The 16,250-nt window shown below is 73.2% G+C and carries 16 protein-coding genes; 8 read left to right on the top strand and 8 right to left on the bottom strand.

Translation table 11 applies throughout. The annotated features are described in order from the left end of the window. Positions 1-15 precede the first annotated feature (15 nt). From ABT232_RS24000 to ABT232_RS23990, 3 genes are read right to left on the bottom strand one after another with little or no spacing between them, the layout of a single operon-like run. On the bottom strand, positions 16-609 hold the full coding sequence (locus ABT232_RS24000; RefSeq protein ID WP_351843183.1) for a TetR/AcrR family transcriptional regulator: 594 nt from the start codon (positions 607-609) through the stop codon (positions 16-18). A 26-nt stretch (positions 610-635) separates the two neighbouring features. Then, the gene (locus ABT232_RS23995; RefSeq protein ID WP_351843181.1) at positions 636-2,303 is read right to left on the bottom strand and encodes a class I adenylate-forming enzyme family protein; all 1,668 of its coding nucleotides are present in this window, start codon (positions 2,301-2,303) and stop codon (positions 636-638) included. Further along, positions 2,300-3,064, bottom strand: coding sequence for an SDR family oxidoreductase (locus ABT232_RS23990; protein ID WP_351843179.1), 765 nt, complete (start codon positions 3,062-3,064; stop codon positions 2,300-2,302). The genes ABT232_RS23995 and ABT232_RS23990 overlap by 4 nt, the downstream gene beginning before the upstream one ends. Before the next feature lie 132 nt (positions 3,065-3,196). Here ABT232_RS23990 and ABT232_RS23985 point away from each other — a divergent pair, with 132 nt between their 5' ends. Continuing rightward, positions 3,197-4,435: an exo-beta-N-acetylmuramidase NamZ family protein gene (locus ABT232_RS23985; RefSeq protein WP_351843177.1), complete on the top strand. Its 1,239-nt coding sequence runs from the start codon at positions 3,197-3,199 to the stop codon at positions 4,433-4,435. A gap of 85 nt (positions 4,436-4,520) precedes the next feature. Beyond that, positions 4,521-5,831 (top strand): serine-threonine protein kinase, encoded by a 1,311-nt coding sequence (locus ABT232_RS23980; protein ID WP_351843175.1) that lies wholly within the window; start codon positions 4,521-4,523, stop codon positions 5,829-5,831. Between the two features lie 20 nt (positions 5,832-5,851). On the opposite strand, the gene ABT232_RS23975 is transcribed toward ABT232_RS23980, so the two are convergent. Beyond that, positions 5,852-8,647 carry a penicillin acylase family protein gene (locus tag ABT232_RS23975; RefSeq protein WP_351843173.1) on the bottom strand — a complete coding sequence of 932 codons (2,796 nt, stop codon included), beginning with the start codon at positions 8,645-8,647 and terminating at the stop codon, positions 5,852-5,854. 231 nt (positions 8,648-8,878) lie between these two features. Here ABT232_RS23975 and ABT232_RS23970 point away from each other — a divergent pair, with 231 nt between their 5' ends. Both ABT232_RS23970 and ABT232_RS23965 read left to right on the top strand, forming a co-directional pair. Then, on the top strand, positions 8,879-9,481 hold the full coding sequence (locus ABT232_RS23970) for a hypothetical protein (protein ID WP_351843171.1): 603 nt from the start codon (positions 8,879-8,881) through the stop codon (positions 9,479-9,481). 137 nt (positions 9,482-9,618) lie between these two features. Next, complete coding sequence (locus ABT232_RS23965; RefSeq protein ID WP_351843169.1) at positions 9,619-10,356, top strand: 3-keto-5-aminohexanoate cleavage protein; 738 nt, start codon at positions 9,619-9,621, stop codon at positions 10,354-10,356. A gap of 7 nt (positions 10,357-10,363) precedes the next feature. Here the strand turns inward: ABT232_RS23965 and soxR are convergent, their stop codons facing one another. After that, a complete protein-coding gene (soxR, locus tag ABT232_RS23960; RefSeq protein ID WP_351843167.1) occupies positions 10,364-10,891 on the bottom strand; it encodes a redox-sensitive transcriptional activator SoxR in 528 nt (175 codons plus the stop codon). 130 nt (positions 10,892-11,021) lie between these two features. Here soxR and ABT232_RS23955 point away from each other — a divergent pair, with 130 nt between their 5' ends. Next, entirely contained in the window at positions 11,022-11,483 is a 462-nt protein-coding gene (locus tag ABT232_RS23955; RefSeq protein ID WP_351843165.1) for a MaoC family dehydratase, read from the top strand. A 10-nt stretch (positions 11,484-11,493) separates the two neighbouring features. Here ABT232_RS23955 and ABT232_RS23950 read toward each other — a convergent pair whose 3' ends face one another. The 3 genes from ABT232_RS23950 to ABT232_RS23940 all read right to left on the bottom strand — a co-directional run bounded on the left by ABT232_RS23950 (position 11,494) and on the right by ABT232_RS23940 (position 13,639). Beyond that, positions 11,494-12,117 carry a TetR-type transcription factor C-terminal domain-containing protein gene (locus ABT232_RS23950; protein ID WP_351843163.1) on the bottom strand — a complete coding sequence of 208 codons (624 nt, stop codon included), beginning with the start codon at positions 12,115-12,117 and terminating at the stop codon, positions 11,494-11,496. A 60-nt stretch (positions 12,118-12,177) separates the two neighbouring features. Continuing rightward, the gene (locus ABT232_RS23945; RefSeq protein WP_351843161.1) at positions 12,178-12,414 is read right to left on the bottom strand and encodes a YiaA/YiaB family inner membrane protein; all 237 of its coding nucleotides are present in this window, start codon (positions 12,412-12,414) and stop codon (positions 12,178-12,180) included. A 73-nt stretch (positions 12,415-12,487) separates the two neighbouring features. Next, on the bottom strand, positions 12,488-13,639 hold the full coding sequence (locus ABT232_RS23940; RefSeq protein ID WP_351843159.1) for an acyl-CoA dehydrogenase family protein: 1,152 nt from the start codon (positions 13,637-13,639) through the stop codon (positions 12,488-12,490). Positions 13,640-13,759: 120 nt separating this feature from the next. Here ABT232_RS23940 and ABT232_RS23935 point away from each other — a divergent pair, with 120 nt between their 5' ends. From ABT232_RS23935 to ABT232_RS23925, 3 genes are all read left to right on the top strand, one after another. Next, on the top strand, positions 13,760-14,428 hold the full coding sequence (locus tag ABT232_RS23935) for a TetR/AcrR family transcriptional regulator (protein WP_351843157.1): 669 nt from the start codon (positions 13,760-13,762) through the stop codon (positions 14,426-14,428). Positions 14,429-14,447: 19 nt separating this feature from the next. Then, entirely contained in the window at positions 14,448-15,158 is a 711-nt protein-coding gene (locus ABT232_RS23930) for an ArsR/SmtB family transcription factor (protein WP_351843155.1), read from the top strand. Between the two features lie 77 nt (positions 15,159-15,235). Next, entirely contained in the window at positions 15,236-16,180 is a 945-nt protein-coding gene (locus tag ABT232_RS23925) for a DMT family transporter (RefSeq protein WP_351843238.1), read from the top strand. Positions 16,181-16,250 lie beyond the last annotated feature (70 nt).

Genomic DNA, 16,250 nt, shown 5'->3' with positions numbered 1-16,250 from the left:
GCCCGGAGCCGTGGCCTACGGCCGCAGCGCCCGCAGCAGCAGGTCGGCCAGGTGGTCGGCGACCTGCTGCGGGGTGAGCGAGCCGTCGGGGCGGTACCAGGTGGACAGGTGGTGGACCGAGCCGAAGTGGTAGTCCACCACCAGGTCGGCGGGGGTCTCCTTGGAGAACACGCCCGCCTCCTGGCCCTCCTCGATCAGCGCGCGGAAGCGCTCGTGGTAGCGCCGCCGCTCCGCGCGCACCTGCTTGTTCTTCTCCGGGCTCAGATGGTGCATGGAGCGGAAGAAGATGGACGCGTCGTCCAGGTTGTCGATGGTGGTGACCACGACGTCCGCCGCCGCGTCCCGCACCCGCTTCTCGACCGGCTCGTCGGCGCCCGCGAAGGTGTCCAGGCGCTCCTGCTGGAGGCGCAGCACCCGGGCGTACACCTCGTGCAGCAGATCGTCCTTGGAGCCGAAGTAGTGGTACAGCGCGCCCTTGGTGACGCCGGCCGCCTCGACGATCTCCTGCACCGAGGTGCGGTCGTAGCCCCGCTCGGCGAAGAGCCGGGTGGCGGCGGCCAGCAGCCGCTGCGGTACCGGGGCCCCGTCACCGTCCGTCGTCCTGGGCACTGCCGCCACCTGCCTTTCCTGTTGCCTTACCGATTGTCCTGCGTGCGGGAACGCAGTTCCCGACGGAGGATCTTCCCACTCGCCGTCTTCGGCAAGTCGGGCAGGATCTCGACCTGCCGCGGGTACTTGTAGGCGGCCAGTCTCTCCTTGCACCAGGCCGCGAGTTCGTCCGGGTCCGTGTCGGCGTCCGGACGGAGGCTGATGTACGCCTTGACGGTCTCCCCGCGATACCCGTCGGGCACCCCGACGACCGCCGCCTCGCGCACCGCCGGATGCGTGTAGAGCACGTCCTCGACCTCGCGCGGCCAGACCTTGAAGCCGGAGGCGTTGATCATGTCCTTCTTGCGGTCGACGACGTAGAGCCAGCCCTGGGCGTCCATGAAGCCGATGTCGCCGGTGCGCAGCTCGCCGTCGGGGAAGGTCTCGGCGGTGGCGTCGGGCCGCCGCCAGTAGCCGGGTACGACCTGCGGGCCGCGCACCACGATCTCGCCCTGCTCGCCGAACGGCACCTCGGCGCCCTGCTCGTCGACGATCCGGACGACCGTGTCGGGCCCTGGCACGCCCACCGCGAGGGTCCCGGAGGCCGGGTCGACGGGCGCCTCCAGGTGCGGCGGCACGGAGGCGCAGGGCGCGGTGCACTCGGTGAGTCCGTAGCCGTTGCGGATGTACGGCCCGAATCCGGCCCGGAACTTCTCCACCAGCGCGGGCGGCAGCGGGGCGCCGCCGGAGGAGATCACCCGGAAGGAGGAGAAGTGGTCCGGGGTGACCGACGGGTGCGCGGCCAGCGCCATGAACGCGGTGGACGGGCCGACGGTGTAGTGCGGCCGGTGCTCGGCGAAGGTGTCGAGCACGACCCCGGCCTCGAAGCGGTACGCCAGGACCAGTGTGCCGGCGCTGTTCAGCGCGGCGCCGAACTGGCAGACCATGCCGGTGATGTGGAACAGCGGCGCGAGGGCGAAGTAGACCGGTGCCTCGGGCAGCGGGAGCCCGGTCCGCTGCCGTTCGGCGTTGTGCATGATGTTGCGGTGGGTGTTGGTGGCGCCCTTGGGGGTGCCGCTGGTGCCGGAGGTGTAGCTGATCAACGCGAGGTCGTCCGGCTTCGGGTCGCGTCCTTCGGGCGCGGCGTGTCCGGCGCGGGCCACGGCGGTCAGGTCGTCGGCGTCGGCGGCCTGCGGAAGCCGGTCGAAGCCCAGTACGCGGGTGTCGCCGCGGGTCTGGAAGTCCAGCTCGCAGCCGGTGAGCACGATCCGCACCGGCGAGTCCTTCGCCGTGTCGCGCAGATAGCCCTCCCAGGCCCGGTCGGAACAGATCAGCGCCGCGACCTCGGCGTCCCGCAGCACATGGCCGACCTCGCCCGACTTGTACATCGGGTTGACCGGCACCACGACCGCGCCGGCCTTCCAGGCGCCCAGCACGGCGAGCACGAAGTGCGGGGAGTTCTGGAGGAGTACGGCGACCCGGTCGCCGCGTTCCAGGCCGCGGGCGGCGAGGTGTCCGGCGACCGAGTCGCTGAGCCGGTCGGTCTCCTGGTGGCTCAGCCGCCCGTCGAAGTAGGCGAGGAAGGTCCGGTCCGGGGCTTCGGCGGCCGACCGGCGCAGGGCGTGCACCAGGGAGTCCGCCGGGTCGACGGGTGCCTTCTGGGCCTCGGTGAGCAGGTCCAGCCAGGGCTTGGCCGCGTACCGGGAGCCGGTCACCGTGCGGCCTCCCACTTCTGCTGGAGGTGGTTCATGTTGCCCAGCCAGCGGTCGGGGTCGGCGGCCCGCGCCTGGTAGTAGCCGGCCACCTCGGCGTGCGGCAGGATCAGGAACCGGTCCTCCTCGATGCCGCGGAACAGCGCGTCGGCGACGGCGTCCGGCTCGATCGCGGTCGGCGCGAGCACCAGGTCGCCGGCGCTGCCGCTGGCGGTGAGCATGTCGGTGCGCACGCCCTGCGGGCAGATGGCGTGCACCTTCACGCCCCGGTGCCGGTAGGTGAGCGACAGCCACTCGGCGAAGGCGTACGCGCCGTGCTTGGTGACGCTGTAGGGCGCGGCCCCGATCATGGTGAGCAGCCCGGCGGCCGAGACGGTGGACACGAACCGTCCGCCGCCGCGCTCCAGCCACTGCGGCAGCAGCGCGTGCGCCGCCCGTACGTGGGCCATGACGTTCACGTCCCAGGCGAGGCCCCAGACGTCCTCGCCGGCCGCCTCCGAACCGCCGGAGGCGATCCCGGCGTTGGCGCAGTAGACGTCGACCGTGCCGCCCAGCGCGTCGCACGCCTCGGCGACGATCGCGGAGGCGTCCCCGGGCACGGCGGTCCCGCCGATCTCCTCGGCGACGGCCTTGGCCTTCACGGCGTCCAGGTCGTTGACGACGACCCGCGCGCCCGCGGCGGCGAACCGCCGGGCCAGCGCGGCCCCGATCCCGCCACCGGCTCCGGTGACCACCACTCCCGCACCCTGCACGGCTTCCACCATCGGTCTCCTTCGACACGACGCGACACGGCTCTGCGCCCCCGCGAGACGTCAGACTAACCAGTCGGTATGTGACAAGGGAAGGGTCGGTGGACGAACCTCGGGGGGCACTCCACTCACCAGGGAGGTCACCGCATGAAGCTGTCCAGACGCACCCTGCTGGCAGGCACCGCAGCGCTCACCGCCGCCACGACGTCGAGCGGGACGGCGCACGCGGCCCCGCGGGGCCGCAGACTCCGCGCCGGTTTCGAACGCCTCGCCCAGGACGGGTACGAGAGCCTGCGCGGCGAGCGGGTCGGCATCGTCACCAACCCCACCGGCATCACCCGCGACGCCCGCCACATCGTCGACGTCATGCACGCCGACGACCGGGTGAACCTCACCGCCGTCTTCGGCCCCGAGCACGGCTTCCGCGGCACCGCCCAGGCCGGCGGCTCCGAAGGCCGCCACGACGACCCCGCCACCGGCCTGCCGGTGTACGACACCTACCTCAAGAGCGGTCAGCCCCTCGCCGACGTGTTCACCGCCTCGGGCGCGGACACCGTCGTCTTCGACATCCAGGACGTCGGCGCCCGCTTCTACACGTACATCTGGACCCTCTACGACTGCATGGCGGCGGCCCGGCTCGCCGGCAAGCGGTTCGTCGTCCTCGACCGGCCGAACCCGGTCACCGGCCGCGCCGCGCTCGGGCCCGTGCTGCACCGGGAGTTCGCCACCTTCGTCGGCCGGGAGCCGATCTCCCAGGCGCACGGGATGACGGTCGGCGAGCTGGCCCGGCTGTTCAACGGGGAGTTCCTCCAGACGCCCGTGCCGCTGGACGTGGTGCGGCTGACCGGCTGGAAGCGGTCGGAGTTCCAGGACGCGTCCGGACTGCCGTGGGTGCCGCCGAGCCCCAACATGCCGACGCCGGACACCGCGCTGGTGTACTCGGGGACGTGTCTCTTCGAGGGCACCAACCTCTCCGAGGGCCGCGGCACCACCCGCCCCTTCGAGCTGCTGGGCGCGGAGGGCGTCGACGGCCGCTGGGCCGCCGCGGCGAACGAACTGGGGCTGCCGGGCGTGCACTTCAGGGAGGCGTACTTCGCGCCCACCTTCTCCAAGTTCCAGGGGAGGACGGTCGGCGGCGTGCAGCTCCACGTCCACGACCGGGCCGCCTACGATCCCGTCCGCACCGGGATCGCCCTGCTGGTGACCGCGAAGCGGACCTGGCCGGGCTTCGCCTGGCGGCCGGACAACTGGATCGACAAGCTCACCGGCTCCACCCGGGTCCGCACCCTGATCGACGCCGGGGCGGACACCGACGACGTGGTCGCCGACTGGCAGGCCGAGCTGGCCGCGTTCCGGCAGGTCCGCGAGGAGTACCTGCTGTACTGACGGGCCGTGACGTATGGCCAAGGTCCCCCGTTGGCAGGACGATGCGCCGAGGGGCGCACCCGCGTGGGGGACGAAGGGGCTGGCGATGGCGGATCCGGCGATGAGTGTGACTCCGTACGGGGAGCTGACCTTCGACGCGGACGGTGACGCCGACGAGCGCCGGCGGGACCGGCTCATCGACCAGGTCGTGGACCGCGGTGTCCGCGACCTGGTGGTCCTCGCGCACGGCTGGAACAGCGACCGCCCGGCCGCGACCCGTCTCTACAGCGCCTTCTTCGCCCCGTTCCCGCGGCTGGCGCCACGGGCGCGGATCGGCTTCGCGGGGGTGGTGTGGCCGTCGATGCGGTTCGCGGACGAGCCGATCCCGGACTTCCCACGAGCGGTGGCGGCCGAGCGGCCGCCCCGCCCGGCCGTCGACAAGGACACCCGGCAGGCGCTCGTGGACACCTTCCCCGGCCGGGCGACGGTGATCGACCGGCTGGTGCGGCTGCTGGACCAGCAGCCGCGCGAGGAGGCCGCGCTGGAGGAGTTCGGGCGGCTGGTCCGGCTGCTGGTGGAGGTGGTGCCGCCCGGACCGCAGGCGCTGTTCGCGGCGGACACGCTCGCCGAAGGGGTGCCGCAGGACGAGCCGCTGATGTTCTCCGCCCCGGTCGCCGCCGTCTGCGAGGAGTTCGCCCGCGCCCTGGCCGACCCCGGCACGGCGGCGCCGGGACTCGCGCTGCCCAACCCCTGGGAGGGCGCCCAGGAACTGCTGCGGCAGGCGACGTACTACGCGATGAAGCGCCGCGCGGGAACCGTCGGCGAGCGCGGTCTCGGGCCGGTCGTCGGGCAGCTCGCGGCGGCGGCGCCCGAGGTGCGGGTGCATCTGGTCGGGCACAGCTTCGGGGCGCGGCTGGTGTCGTTCGCGCTGCGCGGGCTGCCGGAGGGGGTGCGCACCGTGAAGTCCGTGACCCTGCTCCAGGGCGCCTTCTCGCACTACGCGTTCGCCGCCCGGCTCCCCCACGACGCCCGTGCCGGAGGGATGCTGCACGGGCAGCAGAACCGGATCGACGGCCCGCTGGTGTGCTGTCACTCCCGGCACGACAGCGCGCTCGGCACCTTCTACCCGCTGGCCTCGCGGATGGCGGGCGACGACCGGGGCGTCGCCGGGCCCGTGGTGGACCGCGCGCTGGGCGCCCGGTGGGGTGCGCTGGGGTACGACGGGGTGCGGGCGGTGCCGGGCACCCGCGCGCTCACCCTGGCCGACGCGCTCGCCGCGCCGCTGCCCCGGTCCGGGTGCGTCAACGTGGACGCCTCGGCGGTGGTGCGGCGCGGCGAGCCGCCGGCGGGCGCGCACGGCGACATCCTGCACGACGAACTGGCCCGGCTGGTGCTGGCGGCGGGCCGCGTCCGCTGACCCGCCGCCCTCACGTCACCTCACCGGTGCGAGGTGAACTCCACGACCTGCTGGTACGTCGGCCGGTTCTGCCAGCCGACGGTGCGGTGGCCGATGCCGCCCAGGGCCCGGTGGACGATCGCGTCGGCACACCACTGGTCGCCCGCCGCGCAGTGCTCGTCGCCGGGGTAGACCTGGGCGGCGGTCTTTCCGGCCGCCTCCTTGAGGGTGGTGATCAGGGCGTCGCGGCAGGCGGTGAGGCCGCCGCCTCCGCAGTACTCGTCGGCCAGCGGCCCCTGGACCCGCTCTCCGAGGACCGCGCGCAGATCCTTGTCGACATAGCTCCACCAGCCGTACTGGAAGGCGCTGCCGGCGTGCGCGCCGGTCGGGCCGTGGGCGGCCGACGGGGACTCGTCGACGGGCAGGCCCGCGGTGAACGCGGTGTACAGGCCGCTGCCGAGACCCGGCTCGAACTCGGCCTTCACCAGCAGCGGCCACCAGGCGTCCATGATCCGGATCGCCTCCGCGTGCGCGTACGCCTTCGAACCGGCCGACGTCTGGGCCCGTTTGCTCCCGGCCGACAGCCATGCCCGCAGCTTGTTAACCGCCGAGGCGGCGGCCGGGTCGGTGAGCGGTGCGCTGTCGATCACTTTCAGCAGGTTCGGCAGCACGTCCTCGGCACGCAGATCGGCGAGACCGGCGTCGGCCATCGCCTTCACCAGTGACACCCGGGTCACCCCGCCCGCGTCGACCAGCTCGCGCACCCGGTCCTCCAGCAGATCGCCGCGGTGCACGGCGCCGTTGCCCCAGGGCGCGGAGGCGTAGTCCCTGGCGGGCTTGTTGTTCCAGGAGATGTAGTAGTCCTGGCCGATGGAGTTCGGGTGCTGGGCGGGCGGGGTGTAGTCGGCGGTGTTGGCCGCCGGGTCCCAGCCGCGCCACTCGTACGCCGGCCGCGCCCACACCGGGAAGTCGGCGTCGACGCCGCTCGCCCGCACCGGGTTGTCGCCGCTGTTGTAGTACGCGGTGTGCGAGGAGTCGGCGTAGAACCAGTTGAAGGTGTAGTTGATGTGCTGCACCGCGCTCTGGAAGCTCTCCGGGCCCTTGACGTGTCCGGGGTCGTTCAGCATCTGGAAGCCGATGATGGAGTCGGCCTCGTGCAGGAAGGAAGAGCGCAGGGTGGTGTAGGCGACCTTCTTGCCGCCGACGGTCGCGCGATGGGTGACGGGACCGTACTCGGTGCGCCAGACCCGCATGGTGTACGAGCCGGCCGCGGTGCCGTCGGCGATGGTGGGCTTCCAGGCGTTCTTGCGCTCCACCTTCTCCATCGGGGTGCACACGCCGCGCAGCAGGTAGTGGTGGTCGTCCTGGCACAGCTCGACGGCGTAGGTGTCGATGATGTCCTGGCCGGAGGTGGTCGCGCTCCACGCGTAGTCCTGGCCGCGGCCCAGCTCGACGTAGAAGCTCAGGCCCGCGAAGGAGGCGCCGCGGGCGCTGATGCCGGGGCCCTGGAGCTCCTGGAGCATCAGCAGCTGCGGCGCGAAGTAGCCGGTCTGCGGGCCGAAGACCGCGATCGGGTGGCCGCTCGCGGTGTGCTCGCCGCTGACCACCAAGGCGTTGGACATGCCGCGCCGGGCGGAGGAGACGGCGTTCGCGGCGGCGTCGGCCGAGGTCTCGGCGGCGAGGGCGGCCGAGGCGCTGCCCGTGCGGTCGTGCACCAGCGGTTCGCGGGTCACCGAGCCGGCGTCGGGCAGGGCGAGGCCCTGGGGGTCGGCGGGCCTGACCGCGTAGGGGAAGCTGCCGTCGTGGACGGTGAGGGTGGCCTCGGGGTCGTTCCGCATCCGGAAGGACTCCCACACCCGGGTGCCCTCGGCGACGCCGTACCGGGACTGGGCGGCCAGCAGCGACAGCGCGTTGGTCACCTCGCCGCCGCCCCCGGAGCCGAACAGCGCGCCGATGACCGAGGCGAGGGCGACGAGGTCGGCGGGCTTGAAGTGCTCGATGGTGCCGGCGTTGGTGAGGGAGTCCTTGTGACCGGTCAGGACGTACTCGCCGGGGAAGTAGCGGCCGCCGTCGGAGGCGTCGATGTAGGCGTTGACGCCGTCGACGTAGGCGTGCACGTCGGCCAGGGCCTGCCGGCCGCGCTCGCCGTGCCGGGCCGCGGCGCCCTCGATCTGTGCCTGGAGGTCGGCCTCGGTGTAGGGCGCGTTGCGCCAGAACTCCTGTTCCAGACCCTGGTTGGCGGCCGCGCCGCCCGCGAACGAGGTCAGCTGCCCGCGGCCGACGTGCCGGAAGACGTCCATCAGCCACAGCCGGTCCTGGGCGGCCGCGTAGCCGGCGCCGAACTCCGTGCCGTAACGGGTGGTACCGGTGATGTGCGGGACGCCCGTCCGCTTGTCGCGGACGATCGTCACGTCGGTGCGCCCGGCGGGCCTGACGGTGGAGGCGACCTGGTCGGCCGGGACTCCGAACGAGGCGTCGTCGAAGAAGTCGTCGAGGGTGGCGCCGGTGAGGTTCGGGTAGCCGGTGGCGAGGTCGGCGTACGGGCCGAGTTGGTCGTCGGTGTGCGCGGGCCGGGTGCCGAAGGCCTGGTGGAGGAGGATCTGGGCGAGGGTGGCGTTGCCGTTCTGGCCGGGCGGCAGGATGTCCGAGCACTGGCCGCCGCAGTGGTCGGCGACGGCTGCCGGCGCGGCCGGCGCGGCGTCGGCGGCCGTCGCCCGGGAAAGCGGAGACAAAAGGCCGGCAACGAGGACGCATACGGATGCGGACTTCAGGAACCCGGGGAATCTGTGGGGAGTTCTCAGTCTGTCGAGCACAGTGCGTGGGGTACGCCGTGGCATGGCAGCTCCTCCCGACGGGGGGTGGGCCGGTCGTTACCGCCGGTATCCCCGAGTTCGAAGATGAACATGCGTCACCTTCGGGTGTCGCGGAACCCGCTTATGGCGGCCACCGGACATCGGATGGCCCCGGAGGGAGCCGAATCGGGTGTCGATACGTCTATTCGGCGACGTCCGTACGACGACGCCGAAGTGACCGAAGTACAGGTGCAGGTGTGACGGAGGTGCAGGGCGATGGCCGGTTTCCGGAGTCTGGCGAGACAGGTACGCGACCCCCGGTGCGATCTCGCGCTACGACGCTACTCACTGCGCAAGTGCCTTGAACGGTTCGCCCCTTACGGGCACCGGGCGACCTGGGACCACTTGTGCTCCCGGGCGGGATTCGGACCGGAGGACCGGTCCCCCGATCCGGCACGGCTCGTGGCCGCGCTGGAGGAGCTGGAGGAGGCGCGCGCGGTGTGGCTCGCCTACGAGGTGGAGTTCGCCGACCGCCGCAGGAAGGAGAAGCACGACGGGCTGCGCCGCCCGGGCAGTGTGGACGACTGGCACCGGATGACCTGGGGCGGCTTCGGTGTCGCCTGGTGCGACGACCCCCGGGTCCACCCCGACGAGCCGCTGGCCGACGTCCTGCGGAAGCTGATCGCCGCGCTGGAGCGCGAACCGGGCTCGGGGTGCCCGGTGTGCGGCGGGGAGCGGCTGTACTGGAAGCACGACCTGGACCACGACCCCTCGTCCGGGCCGGTCTGCGCGGACTGCGGGATCCTCGTGCCGCGGCCCGTGCTCACCCCGGGGGCGCTGGCGTACGCGCGGCGCGGCCGGATGCTGATCTCGGCGTGAGGGAGTAATCAGGGGGTGCGCAGGGGGATGCCGCACCCCCGTTCGTCGAGGACCGTTCCGGCGACGGGGTCATGAGCGACGGGCCGCGGGCAACGCGGTGACGGGGCGCCGTCCTTGGCGCCTGGCACGCTGGAGGCATGGTGCAGGTGTGTCTCAACGGGGCGCGAACGGCGGCCGACGGCGCGCGGATTCCGCTCACCCCGAGGGCGATGGCCGAGGACGCGGCGCGAGCCGTCGCGGCCGGTGCCACCGACCTCCACATCCACCCCAAGACGCCCTGCGGGCAGGACACGCTCTCGCCGCGGGTGGTCGCCGCGACCCTGGAGGCGGTCCGGGCGCGGGTGCCGGTGCCGGTCGGGGTGACCACCGGGGCCTGGGCCGAGCCGGACGCCGGCGTGCGGCTCGCGCGGGTGCGCGACTGGACCGTGCTGCCCGATCACGCCTCGGTCAACTGGCATGAACCGGGCGCGGAGGAGCTGGCCGCCGCGCTGATCGGTCTCGGGGTGGGCGTCGAGGCGGGCATCTGGTCGGGGACGGACGGGGCGGCCCGGTTCGCGGCCTCACCGCTGGGGCCCAGGGTGCTGCGGGTCCTCGCGGAGGTGACGGACCCGGACCCGGCCACGGCCGAGCGCTCGGCGTACGTCCTGCTGTCCGAGCTCGGTGCGGCGCACGGCCGCCCGGTGCTGCTGCACGGCGAGGACGCCGGCGCCTGGCCGGTACTGCGCCTGGCGGGCCGCCTCGGTCTCGCCACCCGTATCGGCCTGGAGGACACCCTCACCCTCCCGGACGGCCGACCCGCCGAGTCCAACGCGCAGTTGGTGACGGCGGCGCTGACCGGACGAGGCCCGGCGGACGGCCCCCGGGCGCCCGCCTAGAGGGTGTCTAACAGCACTTCGCCGTGTCCGTCTCCGCGGTGGCCTCCGAGGCCCGCGTGCGGCGGTGCCGCTCGGCGCCCGGGCGTTCCGGGAGCAGGCGGGAGCCGGTGTGGCGGTCGCCGAAGACGTCGTCGGGGTTGGACAGCACACAGGTGTCCAGCGACAGGCAGCCGCAGCCGATGCAGTCGGTGAGGTGGTCGCGCAGCCGGTTCAGCTGCTTGATGCGCTCGTCCAGTTCGGAGCGCCAGGCCTGCGACAGCCGGGCCCAGTCCTCGTGGGTGGGGGTGCGCTCCTCGGGGAGTTCGGACAGCGCCTCGCGGATGGTGGCGAGCGGGATGCCGACCCGCTGGGCGGCCCGGACGAAGGCGACCCGGCGCAGGGTGTCACGGCTGTAGCGGCGCTGGTTCCCGGCGGTGCGGCGGCTGCTGATCAGGCCCTTGGACTCGTAGAAGTGCAGGGCGGAGACGGCGGCGCCGCTGCGGGCGGAGAGCTGGCCGACGGTGAGCTCGTGGATCTTCTCTGGGATCTGGGGCACCCCTCGAAGCCTACCGACCGCGTCACACGGCCGGTCCGTTGACAGGGGCCACCGGACCCGACCATGCTAAGCAGTTGCTTAGGCATGCGAGGACGCATGTGACCGAGTGGTGCGAGCGAGAGGCCGGGACATGGCAGAGCCGAGGATCTTCACGTCCGTCGACGAGCTGAAGGCTGCGGTGGGCGAGCAGCTGGGGTACACCGACTGGCTGGAGGTCGACCAGAAGCGGATCGACCTGTTCGCGGAGGCCACCGGCGACCACCAGTGGATCCACGTGGACCCGGAGAAGGCCGCCGCGGGCCCGTTCGGGACCACCATCGCGCACGGCTACCTCACCCTGTCGCTGCTGCCCCTCTTCGGCCCGCAGCTGATCACCGTCGAGGGCGTCAGGATGGGCGTCAACTACGGCACCAACAAGGTGCGTTTCCCCTCCCCGGTGCCGGTCGGCTCGCGGCTGCGCGCCACCGCCGCCATCACCGGGGTGGAGGACGTGACCGGCGGTGTGCAGGTCACGATCGCCTTCACGGTGGAGCGCGAGGGCGGCGACAAGCCGGTGTGCGTCGCCGAGTCCGTCTCGCGCTACTACCTGTAGGGCCGCCGGGCTACTTGGCCCCGACCATCCGCAGCACGAGGTCGGCGTAGAGCGCGCCGACCTCGTCGGGCGTCCAGGGGCCGTCGACGCTGAACCAGCGGGCCACGTCGATGCAGAGGGAGAGCACGGCGAGGGTGGTGCCCTTGACGTCCAGCACGTCGAAGTCACCGGTGGCCACGCCGTCCTCGATGATCCGGCGCACCTCGGCGTCGCACTGGCGGCGCAGGGCCAGGATCTCGGCGCGCGCGTCCGGGCCGAGGGAGTCCAGTTCGTACTGGACGACCCGGGCGGTGGTGCGGCCGCCGGCGTGCCAGCGGACGAAGGAGCCGACCGCGTCGGCGAGGCGCTCGCGCGGGCTGCCCTCGCGGTGGGCCGCGGTCCGCAGGATCTCCAGCGCCTTCTCGTGGCCGATCCTGCTGATGCGGTGCAGCAGCTCTTCCTTGGTCTTGTAGTGGATGTAGAGCGCGGCCGGGCTCATCCCGGCGCGGCCCGCGATGTCGCGGGTCGTGGTGGCGTGGTAGCCGCGCTCGGCGAAGGCCTCCACGGCGGCGATCAGCAGCCGCCGGGCCGCGTCAGGGGTGACCTCGGCCCACGGCTGCTTCTCGCCGCCGGCCGTCTCCTCCGCCGTACTCATCGCTCGTTCGCCCCTCTCGCCGACAGGGGCACCACCATACCGCCGAACCTGAGCGCCCGCTTAGATGCCCCGCTCGGAGCGGGTCACATACCGGCCGGTCTCCTGCCGGTCGCGGATGACCTTGGCGAGGGTGAAGGCGGAGGTGACCAGATACAGGACGGCGATGCCGAGGAAGGCGCGCACCCAGGCGTCGGCGTTCAGCTGGTAGATGCCGATGGCGGTGGCGGCCATGGCGATGGCGAAGGAGGCGACGGCCTGGCCGTAGAAGGCGGCGGTGTTCTGCTGCTTGTCGGTCATGGGACAAGCGTCGGCGGACGTGGCCCGCGCCACATCCGCCGTCGTACTCAGAAGGTACTCAGCCGGCGGGCCCTCAGAACGCCGAGACCCCCGTGAGCGCCCGCCCGATGACGAGCTTCTGGATCTGGCTGGTGCCCTCGTAGAGGGTCATCACGCGGGCGTCGCGCAGCAGCTTGCCCGCCGGGTACTCGTCGATGTAGCCGTAGCCGCCGAAGACCTGGAGGGCGTTGTTGGCGGCGCGGACGGCGGCCTCCGAGGCGAAGAGCTTGGCCTTGGAGGCCTCGGTGGTGAACGGCAGGCCCCGGTCGATCAGGTCGGCGACCCGCCAGGTCAGCAGCCGGGCCGCGTCCACGTCGACCGCGATGTCGCTGATCAGTTCCTGGACCAGCTGGTGGTGGGCGATGGACTTGCCGAACTGCTCGCGCTCGCCCGCGTAGCGCACCGCCACGTCGAGGGCGGCCTGCGCGATGCCGACGCAGCCGGCCGCGACCGACATCCGCCCCTTGGCCAGGGCCGACATGGCGACGGAGAAGCCCTTGCCCTCCTCGCCGAGCATCGCGGCGGCGGGCACGCGGACGTCCTCCAGGACCAGTTCCGCGGTCGCCTGCCCGCGCAGGCCCAGCTTGCCGTGGATGGTGCGGCGGGTGAGGCCGGGGGTGTCGGCGGGCACCAGGAAGGCGCTCACGCCCTTGTGGCCGGGCGCGTCCGTGGAGCGGGCGAAGAGCAGCACGACGTCGGCCCAGGTGCCGTTGGTGATGAACATCTTGGTGCCGTTGATGACGTAGTCGTCGCCGTCGCGCACCGCGCGGGTGGCGAGGCTGCCCGCGTCCGAGCCGGTGCCGGGCTCGGTCAGGCCGAAGCAGCCGACGTACGCGCCGGAGGTCAGGCCCGGCAGCCACTGCCGCTTCTGCTCCTCGCTCCCCCAGGCCGCGATCGTCTTGGCGACCAGGCCGAGGGAGACGGACACGATGCCGCGCACCGAGGAGTCACCGCGGCCCAGCTCCTCCGTCACCAGGCAGTACGCCAGGTGGTCGCCGCCGGAGCCGCCGTACTCCTCGTCGACGGTCAGCCCGAGGAAGCCCAGGTCGCCGAGCTTCTTCACGATGCCCCGGTCGACCTCCTCGGCGCGGTCCCAGGCGACGACGTTGGGGGCGATCTCACGCTCCACGAAGTCCCGGGCGAGCTGCCGTACGGCGGTCTGCTCCTCGCTGAGCTCCAGGTTCATGGCGCGTCACCCCACGGTTCGAAGACGGAGGGCCGGCGGCCGGCCGGTCCAAGGTCGATTGAAAGTCGCACATTTAAATTAGCACTGCTAGTTTCCAGGTGCAGCCCTACTATGTGCGCCATGGCCCGACCGCGCAAGCCCCTCCTCAGCACCGACCGGATCGTCGACACGGCCCGGGAACTCGTGGACGCCGAGGGCCTGGCGGCTGTCTCCACCCGCCGGCTCGCCGCTGAACTCGGGGTGAGCGGGCCCTCCCTCTACAACCACTTCCGCACCAAGGACGAGATCCTGGAGGCGGTCGCCGACTCGGTCAGCGCCCAGGTCGACCTGTCGATGTTCGAGGACGGCCGGGAGTGGCGTACCGCGCTGCACGACTGGGCGGTCTCCTACCGCGCCGCCCTGCGCGACCACCCGAACATCGTCCCCGTCCTCGCCCGCGGCCCCGGCCGCCGCCCGGCCGCGCTGCGGCTCGCCGACGCGGTGTACGGCGCGATGGTCGACGCCGGCTGGCCGCCCGCCCAGGCCACCTCCATCGGCGCGCTGATGCGGTACTTCATCATGGGCTCCGCGCTCGGCTCGTTCGCCGGCGGCTTCGTCGACGACGCGAGCGCCTACGACCCCGCCGACTACCCGCATCTCGGACAGGCGCACCGGCTCGCCGAACAGCAGGAGAAGATCGACGAGCGGGCCTTCGAGACCGGGCTCAGCGCCCTGCTGGACGGGCTGGCGCAGCAGTACGCGCAGGTCGGACGGCCCGTTCAGGACCCTTCGGCGGACACCGAAGCGTAGCTGCCGCAAGCTGGGACCCATGACCACCAGGGACACCCGGGCGGCCGGTCTCGCCGCCTTCGCCGGCCTCGTCGCCGACACCACCCGCGCCGCGTGCCTGCTGGCGCTGCTCGACGGGCGGGCCTGGACCGCGGGCGAGCTGGCGCGGCACGCCGGCGTGGCCCCCTCCACGCTCAGCGAGCACCTCGGCAAGCTCGTCGCGGGCGGGCTGCTCACCGAGGAACGGCAAGGGCGGCACCGGTACGTCCGCCTCGCCGACGCCCGGGTCGCCCAGCTGCTGGAGGACCTGGCCGCACAGGTCGCGCCGGACCCGTCCGCCCGCCCGCGGACCCTGCGGGAGGCCGGCGCCGGATCGGCCATGGCCCGCGGCCGCACCTGCTACGACCATCTCGCCGGACGCCTCGGCATCGCCGTCACCGACGCCCTCGGCGCGCTCGGCCTGCTGCGCCGGGACACCGGGTTCGCGCTCACCGACGCCGGCCTGACCTGGTTCGCCGGCGCCGGCATCCGCCTCGACCGCACCGGCCGCCGCCCGCTCGCCCGGGCCTGCCTCGACTGGACCGAACGCCGCCCGCACCTCGCCGGCACCGCCGGCGCCGCCCTGTGCGAGCACGCCCTCACCAGCGGCTGGTGCGTCCGCATCGGCTCCGAACGCGCGGTGAAGGTGACACCCGAGGGCGAGCACGCGCTCTCCGCACTCCTCGGCATCCCGGCCGGGACGCTGCGCTGAGCCCTACCGCGCCCGAGCCGGGCGTCCGTAATCCGCCGGTCCCGGCGCGCCCCGCCCGCCTACCCTCTGGAGCCATGATGACCTCCTCCCCCTCCCGATCCGCCCTCGCGGCCGCCGGTGCGGCCGCGGTGACCGTCGTGCTGTGGGCGTCCGCCTTCGTGTCGATCCGCAGCGCGGGCGAGGCCTACTCGCCGGGAGCGCTGGCGCTGGGACGGCTGGCGGCGGGGGCTCTGGTGCTCGGGCTGCTGTGCGCCGTACGGCGGGAGGGGTGGCCGGCGCGGGCCGCGTGGCCCGGGATCGCGGTGTCCGGGGTGCTGTGGTTCGGCGTCTACATGGTGGTGCTCAACTGGGGCGAGCAGCAGGTGGACGCGGGTACGGCGGCCCTGGTGGTGAACATCGGCCCGATCCTGATCGCGCTGCTCGGCGCCCGGCTGCTCGGCGATCCGACGCCGCCGCGGCTGCTGGCGGGGATGGCGGTGTCGTTCGCGGGTGCGGTGACCGTGGGTCTGTCGATGTCGGGCGGCGGCGGCTCCTCGGTGCTCGGGGTGGTGCTGTGTCTGCTGGCGGCGGTCGCGTACGCGGGCGGTGTGGTGGCGCAGAAGCCCGCGCTGGGGCGGGCGAGCGCCCTTCAGGTGACGACGTTCGGGTGCCTGGTCGGCACGGTGCTCTGTCTGCCGTTCGCCGGGCAGCTGGTGAGCGAGGCCGCCGACGCGCCGGCGGCGGCCACCCTCAACATGCTCTACCTGGGCGTCTTCCCGACCGCCCTGGCCTTCACGACCTGGGCCTACGCCCTCGCCCGCACGACCGCCGGCCGGATGGGCGCGACCACCTACGCGGTTCCCGCCCTGGTCGTCCTGATGTCCTGGCTGGCCCTCGGCGAGGTTCCGGGGCCCTTCACGCTGGCCGGCGGCGCGCTGTGCCTGGCGGGCGTGGCGGTGTCCCGCTCGCGGGGCCGCGGGAGCCGGGTGGTCGCGCTGTCCGCGCGCGCCGAGCCGGCCCGCGAGCCGCACGAGTCACCGTGACCGCGACCGTGCCCGGTCCGCCGGCACGGAAAGGACCCGGGGGCGAGCGCCCCCGGGTCCCACGTACCGG

Origin of the sequence: Streptomyces sp. NPDC001532 (genome assembly GCF_040298625.1) — a bacterium.
Lineage (GTDB): Bacteria > Actinomycetota > Actinomycetes > Streptomycetales > Streptomycetaceae > Streptomyces.
Note: the sequence above shows the minus strand (reverse complement) of the source record. Positions and strands in the feature narration are given on the sequence as shown.